General features: G+C 65.2%; 21 protein-coding genes. 13 read left to right on the top strand and 8 right to left on the bottom strand.

Annotation, left to right across the window (positions count from 1 at the left end; translation table 11 throughout):
• Positions 1–131 precede the first annotated feature (131 nt).
• The 11 genes from gspF to hrpB all read left to right on the top strand — a co-directional run bounded on the left by gspF (position 132) and on the right by hrpB (position 11,908).
• Entirely contained in the window at positions 132–1,349 is a 1,218-nt protein-coding gene (gene gspF / locus ACN9MB_RS20990) for a type II secretion system inner membrane protein GspF (RefSeq protein ID WP_426270178.1), read from the top strand.
• A gap of 29 nt (positions 1,350–1,378) precedes the next feature.
• On the top strand, positions 1,379–1,804 hold the full coding sequence (gene gspG, locus ACN9MB_RS20985) for a type II secretion system major pseudopilin GspG (RefSeq protein WP_204637872.1): 426 nt from the start codon (positions 1,379–1,381) through the stop codon (positions 1,802–1,804).
• A gap of 74 nt (positions 1,805–1,878) precedes the next feature.
• Complete coding sequence (locus tag ACN9MB_RS20980) at positions 1,879–2,298, top strand: GspH/FimT family pseudopilin (RefSeq protein ID WP_239536210.1); 420 nt, start codon at positions 1,879–1,881, stop codon at positions 2,296–2,298.
• The gene (locus ACN9MB_RS20975; RefSeq protein WP_426270177.1) at positions 2,295–2,690 is read left to right on the top strand and encodes a type IV pilus modification PilV family protein; all 396 of its coding nucleotides are present in this window, start codon (positions 2,295–2,297) and stop codon (positions 2,688–2,690) included. The genes ACN9MB_RS20980 and ACN9MB_RS20975 overlap by 4 nt, the downstream gene beginning before the upstream one ends.
• Positions 2,687–3,373, top strand: a complete 687-nt coding sequence (locus tag ACN9MB_RS20970; RefSeq protein WP_426270176.1) for a prepilin-type N-terminal cleavage/methylation domain-containing protein — start codon at positions 2,687–2,689, stop codon at positions 3,371–3,373. The genes ACN9MB_RS20975 and ACN9MB_RS20970 overlap by 4 nt, the downstream gene beginning before the upstream one ends.
• Positions 3,374–3,381: 8 nt before the next feature.
• Positions 3,382–4,230 carry a general secretion pathway protein GspK gene (locus ACN9MB_RS20965; protein WP_426270175.1) on the top strand — a complete coding sequence of 283 codons (849 nt, stop codon included), beginning with the start codon at positions 3,382–3,384 and terminating at the stop codon, positions 4,228–4,230.
• On the top strand, positions 4,227–5,387 hold the full coding sequence (locus tag ACN9MB_RS20960; protein WP_426270174.1) for a PilN domain-containing protein: 1,161 nt from the start codon (positions 4,227–4,229) through the stop codon (positions 5,385–5,387). Before ACN9MB_RS20965 ends, ACN9MB_RS20960 begins: the two co-directional genes overlap by 4 nt.
• Positions 5,384–6,013, top strand: a complete 630-nt coding sequence (gene gspM, locus ACN9MB_RS20955; RefSeq protein ID WP_426270173.1) for a type II secretion system protein GspM — start codon at positions 5,384–5,386, stop codon at positions 6,011–6,013. The genes ACN9MB_RS20960 and gspM overlap by 4 nt, the downstream gene beginning before the upstream one ends.
• A complete protein-coding gene (locus ACN9MB_RS20950; protein WP_426270172.1) occupies positions 6,010–6,738 on the top strand; it encodes a hypothetical protein in 729 nt (242 codons plus the stop codon). Before gspM ends, ACN9MB_RS20950 begins: the two co-directional genes overlap by 4 nt.
• 4 nt (positions 6,739–6,742) lie before the next feature.
• Positions 6,743–9,157, top strand: coding sequence for a type II secretion system secretin GspD (gspD, locus tag ACN9MB_RS20945; protein ID WP_426270171.1), 2,415 nt, complete (start codon positions 6,743–6,745; stop codon positions 9,155–9,157).
• Between the two features lie 234 nt (positions 9,158–9,391).
• Positions 9,392–11,908: an ATP-dependent helicase HrpB gene (hrpB, locus tag ACN9MB_RS20940; RefSeq protein ID WP_426270170.1), complete on the top strand. Its 2,517-nt coding sequence runs from the start codon at positions 9,392–9,394 to the stop codon at positions 11,906–11,908.
• A 45-nt stretch (positions 11,909–11,953) separates the two neighbouring features.
• Here hrpB and ACN9MB_RS20935 read toward each other — a convergent pair whose 3' ends face one another.
• From ACN9MB_RS20935 to ACN9MB_RS20900, 8 genes are all read right to left on the bottom strand, one after another.
• Complete coding sequence (locus ACN9MB_RS20935) at positions 11,954–13,510, bottom strand: RICIN domain-containing protein (protein ID WP_426270169.1); 1,557 nt, start codon at positions 13,508–13,510, stop codon at positions 11,954–11,956.
• 72 nt (positions 13,511–13,582) lie between these two features.
• Entirely contained in the window at positions 13,583–14,974 is a 1,392-nt protein-coding gene (locus ACN9MB_RS20930; RefSeq protein WP_426270168.1) for a sugar porter family MFS transporter, read from the bottom strand.
• Positions 14,975–15,039: 65 nt separating this feature from the next.
• A complete protein-coding gene (locus ACN9MB_RS20925; protein WP_204637626.1) occupies positions 15,040–15,945 on the bottom strand; it encodes an SMP-30/gluconolactonase/LRE family protein in 906 nt (301 codons plus the stop codon).
• Positions 15,942–16,703 (bottom strand): SDR family NAD(P)-dependent oxidoreductase, encoded by a 762-nt coding sequence (locus tag ACN9MB_RS20920; RefSeq protein ID WP_426270167.1) that lies wholly within the window; start codon positions 16,701–16,703, stop codon positions 15,942–15,944. The genes ACN9MB_RS20925 and ACN9MB_RS20920 overlap by 4 nt, the downstream gene beginning before the upstream one ends.
• A gap of 2 nt (positions 16,704–16,705) precedes the next feature.
• Entirely contained in the window at positions 16,706–17,854 is a 1,149-nt protein-coding gene (dgoD, locus tag ACN9MB_RS20915) for a galactonate dehydratase (RefSeq protein ID WP_204637624.1), read from the bottom strand.
• Positions 17,851–18,489: a 2-dehydro-3-deoxy-6-phosphogalactonate aldolase gene (locus ACN9MB_RS20910; protein WP_426270166.1), complete on the bottom strand. Its 639-nt coding sequence runs from the start codon at positions 18,487–18,489 to the stop codon at positions 17,851–17,853. The genes dgoD and ACN9MB_RS20910 overlap by 4 nt, the downstream gene beginning before the upstream one ends.
• A gap of 4 nt (positions 18,490–18,493) precedes the next feature.
• Complete coding sequence (locus tag ACN9MB_RS20905; RefSeq protein WP_426270165.1) at positions 18,494–19,414, bottom strand: 2-dehydro-3-deoxygalactonokinase; 921 nt, start codon at positions 19,412–19,414, stop codon at positions 18,494–18,496.
• Positions 19,411–20,136 (bottom strand): FadR/GntR family transcriptional regulator, encoded by a 726-nt coding sequence (locus ACN9MB_RS20900; protein WP_204637621.1) that lies wholly within the window; start codon positions 20,134–20,136, stop codon positions 19,411–19,413. The genes ACN9MB_RS20905 and ACN9MB_RS20900 overlap by 4 nt, the downstream gene beginning before the upstream one ends.
• A gap of 426 nt (positions 20,137–20,562) precedes the next feature.
• Here ACN9MB_RS20900 and ACN9MB_RS20895 point away from each other — a divergent pair, with 426 nt between their 5' ends.
• Positions 20,563–21,693, top strand: coding sequence for an aldose epimerase family protein (locus tag ACN9MB_RS20895; RefSeq protein ID WP_426270164.1), 1,131 nt, complete (start codon positions 20,563–20,565; stop codon positions 21,691–21,693).
• 129 nt (positions 21,694–21,822) lie between these two features.
• Positions 21,823–23,007, top strand: a complete 1,185-nt coding sequence (locus ACN9MB_RS20890) for a 1,4-beta-xylanase (RefSeq protein ID WP_426270163.1) — start codon at positions 21,823–21,825, stop codon at positions 23,005–23,007.
• The last annotated feature ends 26 nt before the right edge of the window (positions 23,008–23,033 follow it).

Genomic DNA, 23,033 nt, shown 5'->3' with positions numbered 1-23,033 from the left:
CGAGAGCAAGGGGGCGCCTGTGCGCTCTCCACCTCTCACCGTCATTCCGGCCTGCGCCGGGATGACGAGCGTGTGGTTGTGTCGCGCAGAGGCGTGCATCGTCTTTGTTATAGCGCTCATCGGGTGCACCCATGACCCAATTCCGCTACCGCGCCGTCAGCGCCGCCGGCGAAACGCTGCAGGGCCAGATGGAAGCGGCCAGCCTCGAGGAGGTGGTGAGCCGGTTGCAGGACCAGGGCCACACGCCGCTCGATGCGCAGGCTGCCGACAGCGGTGCCGGTGGCAGTGGCATGGCGGGCTGGTTCAAGCGCGGCGCCTTTACCGGCGATCAGCTGGCGCAGTTCACGCACCAATTGGCAACTTTGCTGGGTGCCGGCCAGCCGCTGGATCGCGCGCTCGGCATCCTGATGGATCTGCCCGAAGGCGCCAGCGCCAAGCAGCTGATCGAGCGCGTGCGCGATCGCGTGCGCGGCGGCACGCCGCTGTCGCAGGCGCTGGACGATGAGCACAGCGTGTTTCCCAAGCTCTACATCAGCCTGGTGCGTGCGGGCGAGGCAGGCGGTTCGCTGGAAGACACGTTGCGCCGCCTGGCCGATTACCTGGAACGCTCGCAGCAGCTGCGTGGCAGCATCATCAACGCGATGATCTACCCGGCCTTCCTGATGGTCGGCGTGCTCGGTTCGCTACTGCTGTTGCTGGCGTACGTGGTGCCGCAGTTCGTGCCGATCTTCGAAGACATGCAGGTGCCAATCCCACTGATCACGCAGATCGTGCTGGCGGTGGGCAACACCTTGCAGACCTGGTGGTGGGCCATCGGCATCGTGCTCATTGTGGGCGTACTGATCGCCCGCTCGCGCCTGCGCGATCCGGCCGCGCTACTGGCCTGGCATACGCGCCTGCTGACCATGAAAGTGATCGGTCCCTTGATGCTCAAAGTGCAAACCGCACGCATCGCCCGCACGCTCGGCACGCTGCTCAAGAACGGTGTGCCGCTGCTCACCTCGCTCGGCATCGCGCGCCAGGTCACCGCCAACAAGGCACTCGACCTGGCGCTGGCGCAGGCCTCCGAGCAGGTGAAGGAGGGCACCGGCCTGTCCTTCGCGCTGGCCCAATCGCAACGCTTCCCCCGCCTCGCCCTGCAGATGGTGCAGGTGGGCGAGGAGGCCGGCCAGCTCGACACTATGCTGTTGAAGGTGGCCGATACCTTCGAGCTGGAAAGCCGCCGCGCCATCGACCGCCTGCTGGCGGCGCTGGTGCCGGCGCTGACCATCGTGATGACCTTGCTGGTGGCGGTGATCATGGCGGCGATTTTGCTGCCCATGCTCGATCTCACCAGCCACATTCAGTAAATCCCTTTCGAACGACGATGAGGTACCCCATGCGACAAAGGACTTTCGGCCGTCACCCGGCGGCACGCGGTTTCACCCTGCTGGAAATGCTGGCGGTGATCGTGTTGATCGGCATCATCGGCGCCGTGGTGGTCACCCAGGTCGGCAAGAACGTCGACAAGGGCAAGTACGGCGCGGGCAAGGCCCAACTCACCACGCTGAGCCAGAAGATCGAGAACTACGCACTCGACAACGGCGCCCCGCCGCAGCAGTTGCAGGACCTGATGGTGAAGCCGGCCAATGCGCGCAACTGGCAGGGGCCGTATGCGAAGGAGTCGGAGCTGCACGATCCGTGGGGCCATGAGTTCGGCTACAAGGTGCCGGGCGATCACGGTGCGTTCGACCTGGTCTTCTACGGCCAGGACGGCAAGCCCGGCGGCGACGGTTACAACGCCGACGTAGGCAACTGGCAGTAGGCATGAAGGTGAAGTCGCCACGCATCGGTATCGACCGTACGTCACGTGCGGCGCGCGGCTTCACCCTGCTCGAAATGCTCGCCGTGATCCTGCTGATCGGCATCGCGGCGGCCGCTGTCGCCGTGTCGGTCACGCAAGGGTTGGCCAGTGCGCGCGTAAATGCGGCCAGCGGCGAACTGGCCGCCGCGCTGCGTGGCGTGCGCACGCAGGCGATCGTGCATGGCAATGAACATACCTTCGATGTCGATACGCGTGACAACACCTATCGCGCCGACAACGGTCCTTCGGTGCGCCTGCCGTCGGGTATGAAGTTAGGGATCACCAGCGCGAAGGAAGATCAGGTCAACAGCCATACCGGCCGCATCCGTTTCTTTCCGGACGGCAGTTCTACTGGCGGCCACATCACGCTGCAGCGCGAGCAGCGCCAGTGGCGCGTCAACGTGGCCTGGCTCACTGGTGCGGTGAGCGTGGCTGATGTGAGTCCGAAGCGATGAAGCGGCACGCGCGCGGCTTCAGTTTGCTGGAGGTCGTGGCGGCGACGTTGTTGCTCGCCATCGCGTTTACGGCCTTGCTGAAAGTGGCAGGCGGCTCGATCCAGCTCACGCGCAATGCGGACGACCATAGCCAGGCCGCGATGTGGGCGCGCTCGTTGCTGGATACCGTGGACATCACCACACCCTTGCAGGCGGGGCACACGGAAGGCCGCTTCGACGACAACTATCGCTGGCGCCTGGTGGTGACGCCGTGGAGCCCTGCGCCCGCTGCAGGGCAGAACGTCCCTCTTCGCGTGGTGAAGCTCGACCTGGATGTGATCTGGGGGCCGTCGCTGCGCGAGCGCTCCGCGCACTTCAGCACCTTGCGCGTGCTCGGCCCGGTGAAGACATGATGAGGCAACACCAGGCTCGTCATGCAGGCGGCTTCACGCTGCTGGAAGTGCTGGGCGCTCTCGCGTTGTTTGCGCTGTTGTTGCTGGGTGTCTATTCCGGTGTGCGCACGGCCACGCATACGGTGCGTTCGGGCGAAGCGTCGATCGCGCGCATGGATGAAGTGCGTTCGGCGCAACAGTTCCTGCGCCGCGAGCTGGCCCAGGCGCGTGCCGTGCCGCTGGCACGTACCGCCAAAGGCGATCCGCTGTACTTCAAGGGCGATGCGCATGAACTTCGTTTCGTCGCGCCGCTGCCCGGCTATCTCGGCAAGCTGGGGCCGCAGCTGCAGCAGTTGAAACTGGTCTCCAACGGCGATGGCACGTCGCGGCTCGAAGCGAGCTTCGCGGTGATGCCGCCCGACGGCAGCGCGCCCAAAGCGCTGGGTGAACCCGAAGTGCTGGTGGATCACATCCGCGATGGCAAGTTCAGTTATCGCGCACCGGATACGCAGGACCGCGCCGGGCAGTGGGGCGACCAGTGGGACGATACGCGCGCGATGCCGCGTATCGTGCGCATCGCCTTGCAATTGGATGGCACCACCACGTGGCCCTTGCTGGACGCGCCGCTGCGCGTCGACGTGACGGCGGTGCAGGGACAGGCGGTCGATCTGCTGCAGGGTTTGCAGCGACGGACCACGCAATGAGCGCGGCCATGCATCGCCAACGCGGCGTCGCCTTGCTGGTGGTGCTGTGGGCCTGCACTCTGCTGGCCATCCTGGTGGGCGGCTATGCGGTGCTGGCGCGCACGGAAGGATTGCAGGCGCGTTACCAGTTCGCGCAGACGCAGGCGCATTACGCCGCCGAAGCGGGCGTGATGCGCGCCATCTATGCCCTGCAGGACCCGCAGCAGGATCAACGCTGGGTGACCGATGGGCGTCCTTATCCGTTTGCATTCGACGGCGCCAAGGTGAGCATCAGCATCATCAGCGAGACGGGCAAGGTCGATCTCAATGCCGCCTCGCCGGACGTGCTGCAGAACCTGTTCCGCGCGGCGGGCATGTCCGACATGGACGCGCAAGCATTGGCCCGCAATATCGTGGACTGGCGCAGCTTTTCCTATACCCCGGCGGGCACGGTGCCCAATGCTGCGTATGCCAATGCCGGGCTGGATTACGGTCCCCGGCACGGGCCGTTCGGCACGGTCGAGGAACTGCAGATGGTGCTGGGCATGACTCCCAAGCTGTACAGCGCGGTCGCCTCGCAGGTGACCTTGTGGTCGGGCCGCCCGTCGCCTGATCCCGCGACGGCGCCGGCGCTCGCCCTGGCCGCCATTCCCGGCATGACGCCGGCGCAGGCGCAGACCATCGCGGCGTCCCGCTCGGGTGGTCCACAACAGCCGGGCCTAGCTGCTATACAGGGTGTGACGCATAGTATTCGTTCGGAGGCCACGCTGGCCGACGGTACGCGTGCGATCTTGCGCGCCACAGTGCGAATACAGGGCATCCGCCCGGGCGCGCTGCCGTATACCGTGCTGCGTTGGCAGGAGGGAGAGGGCGAGTGAACAGCACAACGCAACCGTTGCAGTTGCAGTTCGATCGCGCACGCCGTGCGTGGCGTGGTTCGCCCATGCCGCGCTTTTTTGCGTGGTGGGGCGGCGAGCTGCAGGGTCTGCTGCCGGCGGGGTGGCGCAGCCGCTTTGGCGGCGGCCTGGCCTGGTATCTGTTGCAGTTGGATGGCGACGAATGGACGGTGCGCAAGGCAGGCACCAGTCACGTGCTGGCACATTGGAGCAGCCAGCTCGATCCCGCCAGTCAGCAGGTGGCCCTCGCGGATGCCCTGCGCGGCGTCGATGCCGAAGACCTACGCATGGCGCTGTGCCTTGAGCCCACCCACGTACTTCGCCCGCGCCTGAACCTGCCGCTGGCCGCACGCGACAACCTGCAGCAGATCGGTGCGTTCGAAATGGATCGGCAAACGCCCTTCCGCGTCGAACAGGTGCGCTACGACGTGCGAGAAGTGCGCGCACCGGCGCCGCCGGGGCGCTTCGCGGCGGAACTCGTCGTGGTGTCTCGCCAGACGCTCGATCCGCTGCTGGCCAAACTCGCTGCGTCGGGGTTGCAGGTCGATGCGGTGGATGTGTCGTTCGGTGCCGATCGCCTTGGCGCCAATCTGTTGCCCACGGAACTCGCCTCGCGCCGCAAACATCCGCGGCAACGCTTGAATCTCGCCCTGGGCGTGGCAGCCATCGTCTTGCTGTTGCTGTCGTTGATGCAGTATCTGCATAACCGCGAGGCTGCGCTGGAGCAGATGCGCAGCGAGGTGGAAGCCATGCGCGCGGATGCGCAGCAGGTATCCGGTTTGCGCCAGCAATTGCAGGACAATGCCGGCGCCGCCGGTTTTCTTGCCGAACGCAAGAAGCGCACCGTCTCGGCGCTCGGCGTCCTGCAGGACATCAGCCAGCGCCTGCCCACCACTGCGTGGTTGGAGCGACTGAGCATCGACAACACCGGCCAGGTCGGTTTCCAGGGCCAGAGTCCGCAGGCGGCGCGCCTGGTCGATGCGCTCAAGGGTTCGACGGTCATCACCGATGCGAACTTCCAGGGCACCATCCAGGTCGATCCCTCCACCGGCAAGGAACGCTTCTACATGGTGGCGCAGCTGCGCAAGGCCGCCGAGGCGAAGCCTAAAGCGCCGGCCGCCGCCGGGAGCGCGCCATGAAACTGACCGCGCTCAAGCCACGCGAGAGTCGCATCGCCGCCGTGCTGCTGTTGCTGGTGGTGCTGGTGATCGCCTATTTCGCCTTGCTGCATTGGTGGTTCGTGGCGCCGCTGCAGTCGATTCGCGCGGAGATGGACGATCTGCGCGATACGCATGCGCGCTACGCCGCCGCCATCGCCGAGAAGCCGCAACTGCAGCAACGCATTGCCGCGATGGGCGCGGGGCAGGCCGCCAGTCATGCCTTCCTGCCGGAAGACGATTCGAACGCCGCGGCCGCCGGACTCATGCAGCGCGTGGTCGATGCGGTGGCGGCGCATCCACAAGGTGGCGCCTGCGATGTCACCCAGAAGATGCCGGTAACCAATCCACCGGCCGCGCCCGACGAGCCGTATCGCAAAGTGGCGGTGAGCATCACCCTGCATTGCGATATCCAGCCGCTGGCCGAAACCCTGCACGACCTGGAGCAGGGCACGCCGTACCTGTTCGTGGATGACTTGAGCATCTATCGCAATCCGGTGGCCGCGATGCAGCAGGCGGCCGTGCCGCTGGAAGTGCAATTCACCTTATCGGGCTATGTGCGCCAGCCGCGCGCAGCCAGCGGCGATGCACAGGGAGGTGCGCCATGAACGCGGCCGCCCAACGTCGCCTGACGCCCTTGCTCGGCGGGGTGGCCGTGCTGTTCGGCGCGTTGCTGCTGACCTTGCTTGCCGGGGTGGGACGCGGTGTCTCGTGGGGACCGGAACGTGCCGCCACGCCGTTGCCGCCCACGCACGACCAGGGCCTGCCGCCACCGGTGCCGCTGGCCCAGTTCTCCGCCGTGTGGACGCAGCCGCTGTTCAACAACGACCGCAAGCCGACGATGCGCACCGCCGCCGGCGGCGCGAGCCTGGGCGACATGCAGCTCACCGGCATCATCCTCACGGCGCCATTGCACATGGCCTTGCTGCGCGACAAGAGCGGCGAGCACGAAGTGCGCGTGCGCCAGGGTGATTCGCTGCCCGATGGCAGCTGGCGCTTGGTCGATCTGAGGCCACGCTCGGCGGTGTTCGAATCGAGCACCGGCCGCACCGAACTGGAGCTGCCCGCCGGCGCGCCAATCGACATGCCCAAGGGCGAGGGCAACGCGCCGCCGCCCAATCCGGCCGCACCGAACGGCATGGCGGTGGGCCCCGTGGCCCCGCCGCAGAACGGCCCGATGATCAATGCCGCTCATCCGATCATTCCGCCGAACCCGGCCCTGCAATCGCCCAACGGGGTGGACTCGCAGGCCGATCGCATCCGCTTGTTGAAAGAAGCCATCCAGAAGCGCCGCGCCCAACAGCAGGCGGCGACCCCCGAGGGAGCCCATTAACGTCATGTCCATCCAGCGCACGCCGCGGTTGACCCGCATCAGTACGCTCACCCTGGCCTTGTGGCTGGCCGGTTGTCAGACGCTGCCGCCGCCCAAGAGCGATGACGGTGCGTTGCAGCGCGAGGCGATGGCGGGCACCGAGAAGCCGGTCCCCGCCCAGCTCCCGTTGAACACGAAAAATGGGGCCGTGGACCCGAACGTCACGCCCAAGCCGCAACTGAGCGAAGGCAGCGGCCAGTTCGTGCGCACCACCGGGCTGGCGCAACCGCGCAAGGCCGCCAGTGGCGATGGTGCGGTGACCTTCAACTTCGAGAACCAGCCGGTGCAGGCGGTGGTGAAGGCCATCCTGGGCGATCTGCTCAAGCAGAACTACACCATCGTGCCGGGCGTGCAGGGCAACGTGTCCTTCTCCACCTCCGAGCCGGTGGACAGCAGCCAGGCGATTCCCATTTTGGAAACGCTGCTGTCGTGGACCAACAACGCGCTGGTGATGCGCGACGGCCAATACGTGGTGATGCCCGCCAAGGACGCCGCCGCTGGCAACCTGGTGCCGAGTCTCAACGCGGTGGCACCGCAAGGCGGCCTGCAGGCGCGCCTGTATCCGTTGCGCTTCATCTCGGCCACCGAGATGCAGAAGCTGATCAAGCCGTTCGCGCGCACCGACGCGGTACTGCTGGCCGATCCCTCGCGCAACCTCATCGTGCTGTCGGGCACGCCCTCGGAGCTGGACAACTACCAGCGCACCATCCACACCTTCGACGTGGACTGGCTGCGCGGCATGTCGGTGGGCGTGTTCAGCCTGCAACACGCGAACGTGGGCGAACTCGGTCCACAACTCGACCAGATGTTCGGCCCCAAGGGCGACACGCCGCTGGCCGGCATGGTGCGTTTCCTGCCGATCGAACGCACCAACGCCATCGTGGTGATCAGCAGCCAGCCGACCTATCTGCAGGAAGTAGGCGACTGGATCACCAAGATCGACCGCGGTGGTGGCAACGAACCGGAGTTGTTCGTCTACGACGTGCGTAACCTCAAGGCGTCGGACCTCGCGCAGTACCTCGGGCAGATCTATACCCGCGGTAATGGCGGCGGCAACGATGCCGGCAAAGTGGGGCCGGGCCTCACCGGCTCCACGCTGGGCATGGGCGACAACGCCATGGGCAATGCCAGCGGGATAGGCAGCACGGCGGGCAGCTTCGGCAGCAGCACCACGGGCGGTGTTCAAGGCACCGGCGGTGGCTTTGGCAGCGCGGGCGGTTTTGGCGGCACGGGAACCACGGGCACCACCGGCGGTTTCGGTACGACCGGCACGGGCACCACCGGCGGTTTCGGCAGCACTGGCGGCAGTGCGGCGGGCGGCATGTCCTCGTTCGGCAACAGCGCCTCCAACAGCAACAACGGCAACACCGGGCAGCAATTCGTCTCGGAGGACGGCAGCATCCGCATCAGCTCCGTCGATTCGAACAACCAGCTGCTCGTGCGCGCGCGTCCCTCGCAGTGGAAGGAGATCGAGCAGGCCATCAAGCGACTGGACAACGTGCCGCTGCAGGTGCAGATCGAGATGCGCATTCTCGAGGTCGATCTGACTGGTGAATTCCAGTTTGGTGTGCAGTGGTATCTACAGGGGCTAGCCAACAGCGTCCCGAATGCTGCGGGCATTGCCACCAGCATTTATCCAGGTGCTCATCGCCAGATTGCACTTGGTGCGGGCGGCAACCAATACGGCGGAGAGCCGTTCTTCTATTCCTTCCTGAGCAGCAACGGGAAATTCCAGGTCGCCGTTCGCGCGCTGGAAACCAATGGCAACACGAAGACGCTATCGGCCCCTTCGCTGGTCGTACTCAACAATCAAGTCGCCCATATCCAGGTGGGCGATCAGATACCGATCAATCAGACGTCCATCATCGCTGGCCTGGGAACCACCACGGCCAATTCAACGGCGAGCACCGTCACTTACCAGCCCACGGGCGTGATTCTCGACGTGCAGCCACGAGTGAATCCAGGCGGCCTGGTATATCTCAACGTGCAACAGCAGGTGAGTAACACCACGGGTCCTGCCAACGCCCAAGGCAACTTCACCATCCAGCAACGTGCCGTGGGTACTCAGATCGCTGTGCAGAGCGGGCAAACGGTGCTGCTCGGCGGACTCATCCAGCAGAACGAGACCAATACCGATACGGGTATCCCTGGCCTCAATCGCATCCCTGTGTTGGGACGCCTGTTTGGTACGACTGACCACAAGCGCGATCGGACCGAGATGATTGTGTTGATCACACCGCGCGTGGTGACGAACAGCGAAGACGCCAAGCAAGTAACGGACGAGTACCAGCGCAAATTCGAGTCGTTGGCACCGTTACGGTCGCCGGGTGCGGCAGCGGGTGCCGGTACGGGGGCGACGAGTACCACGGCGCATCCGTAAATGGATTGCCGCCCTCTCTTCCCCGAGGGGAGAGGGCGGCGAACTGCGGGACGGTCCTCCTGTGGGAGCGCACTTGTGCGCGACAAGCCTACGGAGCCATACACCCCAGCGTGGCCGTCGCGCACAAGTGCGCTCCCACAGGAAAGCGCGCCATCGGATACTCAGTCGCGCCCCCAGTGGTGGCAGCCCATCGAAACGCGCGCTGCATTTCACTACCCCAGTATCATATTCCTGATGAACGCTGCCGCATCCTTCCCCATCACTCCCCTCCTGCCCGAGATCACCACTTCTCTCGCGGCACACCCGCGCCTCGTGCTCGAAGCACCGCCCGGCGCCGGCAAAACTACCCAGGTCCCTCTGGCGCTGCTCGATCAACCTTGGCTCGCAGGCGGCAAGATCCTGATGCTCGAGCCGCGTCGCATCGCGGCGCGTGCCGCTGCGCAGTTCATGGCCAGGCAGTTGGGGGAGGAAGTGGGACGGACGGTCGGCTATCGCATCCGTTTTGAGGCGAAGGTGAGCGCGGCCACGCGCATCGAAGTGGTGACCGAGGGCATTCTCACGCGCATGATCCAGGACGATCCCGAGCTCACCGGCATCGGCGCGATCCTGTTCGACGAATTCCATGAGCGTCATCTCGCCGGCGATCTTGGCGCGGCGTTTGCGCTGGACATCCAGGGCACGTTGCGTCCGGAACTGCGCCTCGTGGTGATGTCCGCCACGCTCGATGGTGAGCGCATCGCGCAGTGGCTCGATGCGCCACGCATCAGCAGTCCGGGTCGCAGCTTTCCCGTGCGAGTGGAATATCCCGCCGCCCGTGCGCAGGAAACCACCGAGCATCAGCTGGCACGGGTCGCGCGCCAGGCCTTGGAAGAAAACGAGGGCGATGTGCTGGCTTTCCTGCCTGGTCGTCGCGAGATCGCACGCGTGCAAGCCATGCTCGTATCGTCGCTGGACGAGAACATCGACATCGTGGCGCTGCACGGTGAACTGTCGATGGCGGAGCAACAGGCCGCGTTGAGTCCGGCGGAGCCTGGCACGCGGCGCGTCGTACTAGCGACCAACGTCGCCGAATCCAGTGTCACGCTGCCGGGCATCCGCGCGGTTGTGGATAGCGGGCTGGCGCGCGAGCCGCGCTTCGATCCGAACTCCGGCTTCACACGACTGGAAACGGTGAACATCTCGCAGGCTTCGGCCGATCAGCGTGCCGGTCGCGCCGGCCGAGTCGCCGAAGGTACGGCGTATCGCCTATGGCCGCAGAGCAAGCGATTGGATGCGTCACGCATGGCCGAAATGGCGCAGGCTGAGCTATCCGGCCTCGCACTGGAACTTGCCGCGTGGGGCATTACAGCAGATAGCGGCAACACGCTGCCTTGGCTCGATGCACCACCTTCCGGCGCACTGGCACAGGCGCGAGAGCTGCTCGTGCAGCTGGCGGCGTTGACGGCGGATGGGCGCATCACGCCACTCGGTCGCCAGATGCTCGAACTCGGCGCCACGCCGCGGCTGGGTGCGGCGGCTTTGCGAGCCGAACCGGAATTGCGCTCACTTGTCGCCGACCTGCTTGCGCTGATGGAAGCACGTTCGCCCCTGCGCGGCGAGCAAGCGCGCAGCGACGATTTTCGTGCACGAGTCGGCGCATTGCACGTATGGCGCGACCGCCACACGGCCGGTGCACGCGGTGGTGCCGATGGCGGTGCGCTTGCCGCCATCGAACAGGCCAGCAAGGGCTGGCGTCGTCGTCTGGACATGCGTTCGGCCGCAACCGGCGTGCCGGATAGTCACGCCGTGGGCGACCTGTTGTTGCACGCCTTTCCGGATCGCGTGGCACGCCGCGACGACGGCAACCCGCTGCGCTACACGCTCGCCAATGGTCGCGGTGCAAGGCTGCACGAAAATACAGCGCTGCATGGCGAGCCGTGGCTGGTGGCGCTCGATCTTCGCTTCGAAGCGCGTGACAGCCTGATCCTTGCCGCTGCACCGATCGATTTCCGCGTGCTGGAGCGAGACTATCCCGCGCAGTTCAAGCGCGAGCGCGCCATGCGCTGGAACGACGAACGCAACGCCGTCGAAGCGTTCGACGAACATCGCTTCGCCAACATCGTGCTCGAACGTCGCAGTGTTCCGGTGAAGCCAGAGGATGCGCTGCCCGCCTTGCTCGCCGCCGTGCGTGCAAAAGGCATCGATACGCTGCCGTGGAGCGACAATGCCCGGCGTCTGCGCGCACGCATGCAGGCCTTGCGCGGATGGATGCCCGAACTCGGATTGCCCGATGTATCCGACATCGCGCTGATCGATACGCTGGAAGACTGGCTCGCGCCGTATCTCAACGGCAAGCGCCGCCTCGACGCATTGAGCGCGGAAGAACTCTCGCAAGCGCTCGGCTCGCTGTTCAATTACGAACAACGCCGCCAGCTGGATGCGCAGGTTCCCGAGAGCCTGACCGTGCCCAGCGGCATGACGCGTCGACTGGAATACGCGGAGGGCGAAACGCCCGTACTGGCAGTAAAACTGCAGGAGCTGTTCGGACTTGCCGACACGCCACGCGTAGCGAACGGCCGCATTCCGGTCACGCTGCATCTGCTTTCGCCAGCCGGGCGACCGATCCAGGTTACGCAGGACCTCAGGGGTTTCTGGGAACGCACCTACCCCGAAGTGAAGAAGGAACTGAAGGGACGCTATCCGCGTCACCCATGGCCCGATGATCCGTGGACCGCGGCGCCCACGCACCGCGCCAAACCGCGCGGTACCTGAGCAGGACCATGGCGGCGCCACTGGGCGCCGCCACCGGAAGCAACCTCAGTGCAAGATCCACTGCTGTGGTGCGAGGCCGTTGTCGGTCCAGAGCTGCAGCTGCGTGCCGTGCGTGGTCGAGCCCGCGGGATCATCGAGTATCAGTGATCCGGACGCCTGGTTCATCAGCTTGTAGCTGCCGTTGCCCAGATCCATGAACATCCAGTTCTGGTTCGCGTTGTTGGCGCAGCCCCATAGCGTGACCAGATTCCCCGGCGTCGTACTGCCGCCCGTGTTGTCCACGCACAATCCCGTTTGCTGGTTCTGGATGCTGAACCAGCCGCCGCCCTTGGCATGCACGGTCCAGTCCTGCACCGGCGCGCCGTTGCAGTCCCACAGTTCGGCGCTGGTGTTGTTGGCGGTCGACCAGCCGGTGTTGTCCAGGCACAGCGCAGGCGCCTGCACGCTTTGGAACACATGGGTGGAACCGTCGGCCGGCAAGCGGTTCCAGGCCTCGCTGGCGAAGTACACGATGCAGCCGCCATTGAGATAATCGGAAGCCAGCTCAAGGATGCTCGATCCGTCCGTGGCGGGCAGCAGTGCCGAGGAATAGTTGGGACAGTAGTTGTCGTACGCCGTGGGGACCTGCACCGGTGCCGCGATGGTGTACCAGTTGCCGGTGCCGTCGACGCTGGTATTGGCGAACAGCACTTTGCCGTTGGATGCGGACACGCTGCCGTTCGACTCGAACATCACCTGGCCCACCAGCAGGATGGCACCATTGCTGGACAGCACCGACGGACTCCAGCGATTGAGCGGCGCGTGTTCGAGGTACTGGCCGGCCGTGGTCTGCACGCGCGTGCCCATGTTGGTCGCGTCGCCAAAATTCCAGCCGTCGGTCGACGTGCGCGAGAACACCGTGCAAGCCGCCGGGCCGCACAGTTCGTAGCTCATGAAGAAATGGCCGTTCGGCAACTTGCTCACCGTGATCATGCCGGGGCGGTCGCCCTGGATCGTGCTGCGCACGGTGTTGGTTTCGTCCTGCCAGCTGCTGCCGTTGTAGCTGCGGATCTGCGCCAGCTTCTGGCTGCAGCATGCATCGGTCTCATCGGACCAGAACATCACCAGTGCGCCGTCGTTCGCCACTTCGAACTCCGGTTCCCACAGTCCGTGGCTGCTGTCGCCGCGCACCACCGGTGTGCTGTGGTAGACCCAGGACGCACCCTGGTTGGAACTGGTGTAGACCTCGATAGCCGGCGTGCTGCCCGAAAAATACGATGCGGCGGAAATCAGCGTGCCGGCGGGCAGCGACCCCACTTGCTGCGGAAGCTCATATAGCGTGGCGCAGCAGCGCTCGCTGCTGCCGCCCACGGTGGGTACGTTGCCGAGCAACGACCAGCTCGCGCCGTTGTCGTTGCTCTGGAAGATGATGCCGTTCGTGCTGGCGATCAATCGACCGTACGTGTTCGCCTGTCCGTGCTGCAGACGGACCACGCGGGGATATAGCGTGCTTCCCTGAAGCACCGTGCCGGTCGCCGCCTGCGCCGTACCGACGCAGGCGAACAAACCAAGCAGGACGACCAGGATCAACCGCTGAAACGACCACAGACGACAGCACCACATAACGCCCTCACTTGCCGCGCAAGGCGGCTCAAGATGGTTGATGGGTACAGCGGGTAGGCAGCGGCTGAGTGGTTACCTGCCGATCTCGCGCAGGCGCTTGCCGTTCAACAGGTTGCGTTCGATCTGCTCCAGCGTCACGCCCTTGGTTTCCGGAATCAGCCAGAAGGTGAGCAGGATGAACACCGCGTTGAGCGCGGCATACATCCAGAACGTGCCGGCATTGCCGATGCTGTTGAGCAGGCTGAGGAAGGTGAAGCCCACGATCATGTTGCAGATCCAGTTGGTGAACGTGGACACGCCGATGCCGAAGTCGCGCCCCTTGAGCGGCTGGATTTCCGAGCACAGGGTCCAGATCAGCGGGCCGGCGGACATGGCGAAGCCGACGATGAAGATCAGCAGCATCGTCACCGTGAAGATCTGCGCGCTGTGGTCGTGGATGCCGTTGTGCATCATCGTGCCGACCACGCCCAGGCCGACGGCCATCACGGTGAAGCCGGTATAGAGGATGGGCTTGCGGCCCCAGCGGTCGATCAGCGCGATGGCGATGAAGGTGGCCAGGACGTTGGTGAGGCCGACCAGGGCGGTGAACCACATCTGCGCCGAGGTGTCGTAACCCATTTCCTTGAAGATGCGCGGCGCGTAGTACATCACCACGTTCATGCCGGTGAACTGCTGCATCAGCTGCAGAAGCACGCCCAGCCACACCGAGCGGCGGAAGTTGCGGTTCTCGGCGAACAGGTGCCAGCCGCGTTGCGGGGTCTTCAGCTGTTCTTCGATGTCGGCTGTTTCGCGGGCGACCACGGCGCGGTCGCCGCGCAGGCGCTGCAGCACATCGATCGCTTCGTCACGGCGACCGCGCATCAATAACCAGCGCGGGCTGTCGGGAAGAAACAACACGCCGAGCAGGAACAGCGCGCCGGGAATCGCGATGATGCCGAGCATCCAGCGCCACGCACCGTTGTAGCTGAAGGCGGTGTCTGAAAGAAAAGCGACGAAGATGCCGATGGTGATCATCAGCTGATAGGTCGAGATCATCGCGCCGCGGATATGTTCCGGCGCCACTTCGGCCAGGTACAACGGTGCGGTAAAGGAAGCGATGCCGATGGCCAGGCCCAGTACCACGCGCGCGGCGATCAGCGTTTCCGGCGACCAGGCGAAGCCCGAGAGCAGCGAGCCGATCACAAACAAGATAGCGCCGAGTACGAGCGAGCGCTTGCGTCCCAGATGTCCCGACAACCAGCCGGCAGCGAGCGCGCCCACGGCGGCACCGAACATCATCGAACTGACGATCCATTCGATGGTGTGATCGCTGACCTTGTATTCGGCCTGGATAAACTGGCTGGCGCCGGAGATGACGCCGATGTCGAGGCCGAACATCAGGCCCGCCAGCGCGGCAAGCACGCAGACGAACACGACAAAGGCCTTGGATGACGTCGCTGTCGACGTAATGGCTTGGGCATTCATTGCTAAAACTCCCCCGCAAGCGGTGATGGTTCTTCTTGAAGCATGGGTGGTGGAAACCGCTATCCCTATGCGGCGGCGATGACGTGTGGCGGCGGCCCGGCAAAGCGCGGTTCCGGCATGCCGCGAAAACCTGCATCGGCGAAGAACAAGGCGCCGGCATACGGTTGATCTGCAAGCGAGGCCGCATCGAGGCCGTCGCGCGCACTGGTGATGTAGAGCGTGGAGAAATCGGTGCCGCCGAACGCCGGCTTGGTCGGTTGCGAGGCCGCCACTTCGACGATGCGATCGAGCTGCCCCTGTGGTGTGTAACGCACCACGCGGCCCAATCCCCATTGGGCGTTCCACAGTCCGCCGTCGCGGTCGACGGCAGAGCCGTCGGGTTCGCCGCGTTGATCGTCCAGGGTGACGAAGTTGCGCACGTTGTCGACGCGGTCGCCGTAGTCGCAGCACTGGATGCGGCGCGTCGGCGAATCGCAGAAATACATGGTGCCGCCATCGGGACTGAACGCGATGCTGTTGCTTATCGCCACACCGGGAAGGGGCAGGCGCTCCAGCGTCAGATCGTGATTCAGCCGATAGAAGCCGCCCACGGCTTGCTTCGGACCGGCGGCCGGCTCATGTAGCGTGCCGAACACGAAACGGCCCTGGCGATCGCAGGCGCCATCGTTCAGCCGCGTCGGCAGATCGGCTTCCACGTCGGTGACGGGGACCATTGCCTGCGTCGAGGGATGAAAGAACGCGAGGCGCGATTCGAGTCCCAGCAGCAGCCAGCCGTCGGCATCGCAGAGTGCGAAGCTGCCGAGCCGCTCGGGCATGGTCCACTGATGCAGGGCGCCGTCATGCGGACGATAACGCCATAGGGTGGAGGCGTGGATATCGGTCCAGTACAACACCTGTCCACGATCGCACCAGGTGACGCCTTCGCCCAGCGTGTTGTGCACCTGCATGGCGACGGCCGCGCGCACGTTCATACCCAGCCACCGTCCACGATGAAATCCTGTCCGGTGCACATGGCGCTGTCGTCGGCGGCGAGGAACAGCGCGGCGCGCGCCAGGTCGTCGGCCATCAGGTAACCGGGCATGCACTGCACGCGCGCAATCTCCGCTTCGCCGTCGGCATCGAGCCAGAGGCGGCGCTGCTTTTCGGTGATCACCCAGCCCGGCACCAGCGCGTTGATGCGAATGCGGTCATGCCCCAGTTCGCGCGCGAGACCGTTGACCAGTCCATGCACGGCGGATTTCGCCATCGCATACATCGGGTAGCCGGCATTCTTCTTCATCCAGCCGGTGGAGCCGAGGCAGATCACCGAGCCGCCGCCCAGCGAGCGCATGTCGTCGCGCACGGCCTGGGTGGCGAAATATTGATGGCGAAGATTGATCGCGATGTTCTGGTCGAATTCGGCGGCCGTGGTGCTGCCGAAGGCATGGCGCACGTCGTTCGCGGCGTTGTTCACCAGCACGCCGATGGGGCCGTGCACTTCGCGCGCCGTGGCGATGGCTGCTTCCAGGGCATCGAGTTGGGTGACATCGCAGCGCACGAACAACGGGCGATGCGCGCAGGCGGCCAGACTCGCCGCGAGCTGCTCGCCGTTCGGCTGATCGATGTCGATGAACGACACGCGCGCACCCTGCCTCGCGAACTGCTCCACGAACGCCGCGCCGATGCCGGTGGCGCCGCCGGAGATGAAGACGTGGCGGTCGGCAAGGCTGGGGTAGGTCGCGAACGTCATGCTTACCACTCCGCCACGCTGCCGTCGGCGTGGCGCCAGATCGGGTTGCGCCAGCGATGGCCCACCGCCGCGCGTTCGGCGACGTATTCCTCGTTCACCGAAATGCCCAGGCCCGGGCCGTTCGGAATGGCGACGAAGCCATCCTTGTACGAGAACACGCTGCGATCCGTCACGTAGTCGAGCAGATCGTTGCCGGCGTTGTAGTGGATGCCCAGGCTCTGTTCCTGGATGAAGGCGTTGTGGCACACCGCATCCAGCTGCAGGTTCGCGGCAAGCGCGATCGGGCCGAGCGGGCAGTGCAGCGCGAGGGCCACGTCATAGGCTTCGGCCATGGCGGCGATCTTGCGCGTTTCGGTGATGCCGCCCGAGTGCGAGGGATCGGGCTGGATGATGTCCACGCCGCCCATCTGCAGCACGCGCTTGAAGTCGTAGCGCGTGTACAGGCGTTCGCCCAGGGCAATCGGCGCCGGCGAGATCGCGGCCAGTTCCGGCAAGGCTTCGAGATGATCGGAAAGCACCGGCTCTTCGATGAACATCAGCTTGTACGGCGCCAGTTCGCGCATCAGCACCTTGGCCATCGGCTTGTGCACGCGGCCGTGGAAGTCCAGGCCGATGCCGATATGCGGGCCCACCGCATCGCGGATCGCCTGCACGTTTTCGATCACCAGCTCGACCTTGTCGTGCGTATCGACGTATTGCAGTTCTTCCGTGGCATTCATCTTCACCGCGGTGAAGCCGCGCGCCACCGCTTCCTTGGCGGCACGCGCGGTGTCGGCCGGGCGGTCGCCGCCGATCCACGAGTACACGCGGATGCGATCGCGCACCGGGCCGCCGAGCAGCTGATGCACCGGCTGGTTGAGATCCTTGCCCTTGATGTCCCACAACGCCTGGTCGATGCCGGCGATGGCGCTCATCAACACCGGGCCGCCGCGGTAGAAGCCGCCGCGATACATCACGTTCCACAGGTCTTCGATGTGGCGCGGGTCCTTGCCGACCAGGTAATCGGACAGCTCGTCCACCGCCGCCGCCACGGTATGCGCGCGACCTTCGACGATGGGCTCACCCCAGCCGACGATGCCCGCATCGGTCTCGATGCGCAGGAACAGCCAGCGCGGGGGAACGAGGAAGGTAGTGAGGCGAGTGATCTTCATGCATGCGATCCTTTTGCAACAGAGTGGCTGCGCCAGGCGTCGGCGAAGGCGCGCGCACGCGTCGCGACATCGCTGGCCGGGCGGCCGGGAGCGTAGAGAGACGAACCGATGCCGAAGCCGCCCGCGCCAGCGGCAAGCCACGGCCCCATGTTGTCCGGCGCGATGCCGCCTACCGGCAACACGGCGAGATCCTTGGGCAGCACGGCGCGCCAGGCCTTGAGCACGGCGGGGCTGGCTTGTTCGGCGGGGAAAAGCTTCAGCGCGTCGGCACCGGCGGCGAGCGCGGCGAATGCTTCGGTTGGCGTGGCGACACCCGGCACGCAGTAGAGACCCGCCTCCTTGGCAGCGCGAATCACGGCGACGTCGGCATGCGGCATCACGATCAGGCGGCCACCGGCATCGGCGACTTTCTTGACGTTGGCCGGATCGAGCACGGTGCCCGCGCCCACCAGGTATTCATCACCCAATGCCTCGCTCATGCGCCGGATGCTCTCGAACGGCTGCGGCGAATTGAGCGGCACTTCCAGCATGCGAAAGCCGGCGTCCACCAACACGCGACCGATCTCGACCGATTCGTCGGGCGTCAGGCCGCGCAGGATGGCGACGAGGGGGAGGGGATCGAGCCAAGCCTTCATGGGTTCATGCCGTTGCTTGCGTGGGGATCAGGCCGGCCGCCGCGGCGATGCGCCAGAGGCCGTGCGAGGTGGTGGCGTCGGGGGCCTGCCGGATAGTGAGCCCGAAGATGTCCGCCGCCTTGAGGTAGCGATCACAAAGGGCGCCTTCGCCAACCATTTGTACGCTCGACGAGGCGTCGGCCCAGCCGGCGGCGACTGCGATGCGCAGCTCGTCGCCAATCAGCAGTCCGGAGAGATAGTCGGCGACGGAGGTGGCTGCCAGCGATCCATCGAGCATCAAGGTGCGCGCGGAAAACACCCGCGACAACGCGCCGGCCGCACCGCTGTCGCGCGCCGTGCCGACGCCGCGACGAAACGCGTGCTCGTCATCGACGGCTGGCGGCAGCGAAGCGCCGAGGATCGAATGCTGGGTCAGCAACGCAAACAGCTCGCCCGTCATCACCGTGGCAAAACCCGTCACTTCGCCGTCGCGCAGCGACACCCACTTGCTGTGCGTGCCCGGCAACAGCAGGCAGCCGTGGCGGGCGATCTCGGGCGATTGCACCAGCACGCCGACGACTTGCGTTTCCTCGCCGCGCATCACATCCGGACGCGACGGATCGCGCAACCCCGGCACCAGATGCAGCGTGCGTCCCGCAGCGTTCAACGTGGTCAATGCGCCCGCGAGGCGATCGACACTGGTGGGCGTGTCCAGATAAGGCACTTCGAGCCAACCATTGCGACTGCCCACCATGCCGCAGGCAAGCACGGGGACATCGCCCCATTGCGCGACCGCCTGTTCGAACGCCGCGGGAAAGCCGCCTTCGGGCAGCTGCCGTATGCCATAGGGAAGCGCGCGCTTTTCCAGCACCTGGCCCTGACCGTCATAACGGTAGGCACGCAGGTGCGTGCTACCCCAGTCCAGGCCGATAAGACAGGTGGTCACGCGCTGGCCTTCTTGCGCGCCTTGCCACGGCTGCGGTGCAGGTTGGTCTGCGAATCGGCGATCATCGCCTGCATGGTCTTGCGCGCGACTTCCGGCTGCTTGCGCTTGATCGCTTCGAGCACCTTCTGGTGGTACGGCAGCGAATACTTGAAGTCGCTGGCACTGCGCGCCGACAGGGTGAAGAACGTGCCCAGCGCCGTTTCGATCACCGAGAACAGCGACTGCATCAATTCGTTGCCGGTGGCGTGCAGCACCGCGTCGTGGAACATCAGGTCGGCGGTGGACCATTCGTCCAGCGTCTGCGCGGCATCCATGGCGTTGTACGCCTCTTCGATGTGCGCCAGCTGCGCGGTCGTGCGACGGCGCGCGGCGGCAGCGGCGGCGGCCGGCTCGATGATCTCGCGCATCTCCACCAGCTTGTCGACGAAGTCGTCCGTCGGCATGGAGGCGCAGCGCCAGGCCAGTACGTCCGCGTCCAGCTGGTTCCACGAGCGCTCTTCCAGCACACGGGCGCCCACGCCGGTGCGCGATTCGATCAGGCCCTTCGCCGAGAGCACCTTCAACGCCTCGCGCAAGGCGGTGCGGCTCACCTGCAGGCTTTCGGCGAGGGTTTCCTCGCGCGGCAGGATCTCGCCCGGCTTCACCTTGCCGCTGACGATGCGCAGCCCGATCTCGTGCATGACATGCCCGTACAGGCTGCGAACTGCGATCGGCTTCTTCATGAAATCCTCTGACCCCTGGCCCTGACGAAGGGTGATCCGTGCGCGTGCAGGCATATTGGAAGCGCCCGATTCGATTGTCATACAAACCGACTATAAGCAACTTGGGTGGCGGATGCCAAGGTGTTTTGCATCGATTTTTTCATGCGCCGGTGCTGGATGGGTCATCGCGGGTAGGAACGTGCGATGACGCAATGCAGAAAGTTCTCATCCGCATGACGCCGCCCGCGCCAACGTGGTCGCCTCCGAACATCGCATGAAAGCGCCGCTTTGCGTTTTTTCGAGCAGGCCACTTCGCGCAATGCCGCATCGCACCAAGAAAAATTTCGGTGCCGATGAACACTTGCACGATAATCATACAATGTGATTGCATGCGGTCCATCGTGATACGCCGAAGGGGACACCAGGGACATGCAGCGTGCAGGTTTGATGGCTTCGATTCTTGGCCTGGCGACGTTGTCGATGGCTGCGCATGCGGCTGACGCCAAGCGCGAGACCTTCGGCAGCATGCCCGACGGCCGCAAGGTGGATGCGGTGGTGCTGAGCAATGCGCACGGCATGACGGCGCGCATCATCGCGCTGGGCGCGAGCATCCAGTCGCTGGCCACGCCGGACCGCAACGGCAAGAGCGCGAACATCGCCCTGGGTTATGCGACGCTCGCCGACTACCTCGGCAATCCCCAGTATTTCGGCGCCACCGTGGGCCGCTATGCCAACCGCATTGCCAAGGGCAAGTTCACCCTGGACGGGCATGCCTATAGCGTGCCGGTCAACAACGGCGTCAATTCGTTGCACGGCGGCAGCAAGGGTTTCGACAAGGTGCTGTGGACGGTGGGCGAGGTGAAGCACGACGCCGACAAGGCCAGCGTGACGCTCAGCTATGTCAGTCCCGACGGCGACATGGGGTATCCGGGCAAGCTCACCGCCACGGTGACCTACACGCTCGACGAAGCGAACCATCTTTCCATCGACTACCGCGCCACCACCGACAAGACCACCATCGTCAATCTCAGCAACCACGCCTACTGGAACCTCTCTGGCGAGGGTTCGGGCAGTGTGATGGAGCATCGCCTCACCATCCCTGGCGAAGCCTACCTGCCGGTGGATGCGGGTTCGATTCCGACTGGCGAGATCCGCAAGGTTGCCGGCACGCCGTTCGATTTCCGCCAGGCCAAGCCGATCGGCCGCGACATCCGTACCAACGACGTCCAGTTGCTCAACGGCCACGGCTACGACCACAACTGGGTGATCAGCAAGGACGAAGCGCCCGCGCTGCGCGTCGTTGCGCGAGTGGAAGACCCGGCCTCCGGCCGCGTGCTGACGCTCAAGTCGAGCAAGCCCGGTTTGCAGTTCTACTCGGGGAATTTCCTCGACGGCACCACCGTGGGTACCGGCGGTCACGTCTACCGCCAGGGCGATGCCTTCGTGCTGGAACCGCAGCTCTACCCGGACACGCCCAACCAGGCGTCGTTCGGTTCGGCACGGCTGGAGCCGGGCCATGAGTACCGAAACCTGATCGTGTACGAGTTCACCACCGAGTCGGCGCGCGGAGCGCACTGACCCAACGAACAGTCGCTGCAAGGACGCTCGCGAGGGCGTCCGTAGGGTCGCTTTGTCTCCAAAACAAGGCGGCCGCGCATAACCAATGCGTCGCTCGAGTCCGTCGCGACGCCACCTGAGGGAGAGCAGATGAAGTACGCATTGTTGGCAGTGGCCATGGGTCTGGCGGCAACGTTCGCCGCGCCGTCCCATGCGCGCGACGCGTCGGAACGCTGGACGCCCGCGGAAGCCAAGGCCTGGTATGCCAAGCAGCAGTGGCCGCTGGGCAGCAACTACCTGCCGGCGAACGCCATCAACCAGCTGGAGATGTGGCAGGCCGACACGTTCGATCCCGCGCGCATCGACCAGGAGTTCGGCTGGGCACAACAGGCCGGCATGACCACCATGCGCGTGTTCCTGCACGACTTGTTGTGGCAGCAGGATGCGGCGGGCTTCAAGAAGCGCATCGACAGCTTCCTCACCATCGCGAACAAGCACGGCATCAAGCCGATCTTCGTGCTGTTCGATTCGTGCTGGGATCCGGAGCCGAAGCTCGGCCCCCAGCATCCGCCGATTCCCGGCGTGCACAACTCCGGCTGGGTGCAGAGCCCGGGCGTGGCGATGACCGATCCGAGCCAGTATCCGCGCCTCGAGCAGTACGTGAAGGACATCGTCGGCAGCTTCGCCAAGGATCAGCGCATCCTGGCGTGGGACGTGTGGAACGAACCGGATAATCCGGGCGGCGGCAACTACGACGCCAGGGAACCCAAGGACAAGGAAGGCCACGTCGCCAAGTTGCTGCCGCAGGTGTTTGCCTGGGCGCGTAGCGCGGCTCCAGTGCAGCCGCTCACCAGCGGTGTCTGGCATCACGACGACTGGTCCGATCCGGCCAAGCTCAATGCCGTGGAGCGCACGCAGATCGAGCAGTCCGACGTGATCAGCTTCCACGATTACAGCTGGCCGGAAACCTTTGCCGGACGCGTGAAGCAGTTGCAGACGTATGGACGTCCGTTGATCTGCACCGAGTACATGGCGCGCGGCAATGGTTCGACCATCGACGGCATTCTGCCGATCGCCAAGAAGGCCGACGTGGGCATGGTCAACTGGGGCTTCGTGGTCGGCAAATCGCAGACCAACATGCCGTGGGATTCGTGGCAGCGCCCGTACACCATGACGCCGCCGACGCTGTGGTTCCACGACCTTTTCCATGCCGACGGCAAGCCTTATCGCCAGCGCGAGATCGACATTCTGCGCTCGCTGTCGCACGCGCCTCGCGGTGTCGTGCCGGCGGATGCGTTGAGCTACCCCTTGTCGGCGGGAGCGACATCGCGCTGACCAACGAAGGACCTACCCACGCGCCG

The sequence above is a fragment of the Dyella kyungheensis genome (assembly GCF_049913195.1).
Classification (GTDB): Bacteria; Pseudomonadota; Gammaproteobacteria; order Xanthomonadales; family Rhodanobacteraceae; genus Dyella; species Dyella kyungheensis.
This window is presented reverse-complemented; position numbering and strand designations above follow the sequence as displayed.

Excerpts from the sequence above, each read along its gene's own strand:
- ACN9MB_RS20920 (WP_426270167.1), bottom strand. The coding sequence starts at position 16,703 with ATGACGTTCGCGACCTACCCCAGCCTTGCCGACCGCCACGTCTTCATC.
- gspF (WP_426270178.1), top strand. The coding sequence starts at position 132 with ATGACCCAATTCCGCTACCGCGCCGTCAGCGCCGCCGGCGAAACGCTG.
- ACN9MB_RS20925 (WP_204637626.1), bottom strand. The coding sequence starts at position 15,945 with ATGAACGTGCGCGCGGCCGTCGCCATGCAGGTGCACAACACGCTGGGC.
- gspM (WP_426270173.1), top strand. The coding sequence starts at position 5,384 with ATGAAACTGACCGCGCTCAAGCCACGCGAGAGTCGCATCGCCGCCGTG.
- ACN9MB_RS20980 (WP_239536210.1), top strand. The coding sequence starts at position 1,879 with ATGCTCGCCGTGATCCTGCTGATCGGCATCGCGGCGGCCGCTGTCGCC.
- ACN9MB_RS20975 (WP_426270177.1), top strand. The coding sequence starts at position 2,295 with ATGAAGCGGCACGCGCGCGGCTTCAGTTTGCTGGAGGTCGTGGCGGCG.
- ACN9MB_RS20965 (WP_426270175.1), top strand. The coding sequence starts at position 3,382 with ATGCATCGCCAACGCGGCGTCGCCTTGCTGGTGGTGCTGTGGGCCTGC.
- hrpB (WP_426270170.1), top strand. The coding sequence starts at position 9,392 with ATGAACGCTGCCGCATCCTTCCCCATCACTCCCCTCCTGCCCGAGATC.
- ACN9MB_RS20900 (WP_204637621.1), bottom strand. The coding sequence starts at position 20,136 with ATGAAGAAGCCGATCGCAGTTCGCAGCCTGTACGGGCATGTCATGCAC.
- ACN9MB_RS20890 (WP_426270163.1), top strand. The coding sequence starts at position 21,823 with ATGAAGTACGCATTGTTGGCAGTGGCCATGGGTCTGGCGGCAACGTTC.
- ACN9MB_RS20970 (WP_426270176.1), top strand. The coding sequence starts at position 2,687 with ATGATGAGGCAACACCAGGCTCGTCATGCAGGCGGCTTCACGCTGCTG.
- gspG (WP_204637872.1), top strand. The coding sequence starts at position 1,379 with ATGCGACAAAGGACTTTCGGCCGTCACCCGGCGGCACGCGGTTTCACC.
- dgoD (WP_204637624.1), bottom strand. The coding sequence starts at position 17,854 with ATGAAGATCACTCGCCTCACTACCTTCCTCGTTCCCCCGCGCTGGCTG.
- ACN9MB_RS20930 (WP_426270168.1), bottom strand. The coding sequence starts at position 14,974 with ATGAATGCCCAAGCCATTACGTCGACAGCGACGTCATCCAAGGCCTTT.
- ACN9MB_RS20895 (WP_426270164.1), top strand. The coding sequence starts at position 20,563 with ATGGCTTCGATTCTTGGCCTGGCGACGTTGTCGATGGCTGCGCATGCG.
- ACN9MB_RS20950 (WP_426270172.1), top strand. The coding sequence starts at position 6,010 with ATGAACGCGGCCGCCCAACGTCGCCTGACGCCCTTGCTCGGCGGGGTG.
- ACN9MB_RS20935 (WP_426270169.1), bottom strand. The coding sequence starts at position 13,510 with ATGTGGTGCTGTCGTCTGTGGTCGTTTCAGCGGTTGATCCTGGTCGTC.
- gspD (WP_426270171.1), top strand. The coding sequence starts at position 6,743 with ATGTCCATCCAGCGCACGCCGCGGTTGACCCGCATCAGTACGCTCACC.
- ACN9MB_RS20910 (WP_426270166.1), bottom strand. The coding sequence starts at position 18,489 with ATGAAGGCTTGGCTCGATCCCCTCCCCCTCGTCGCCATCCTGCGCGGC.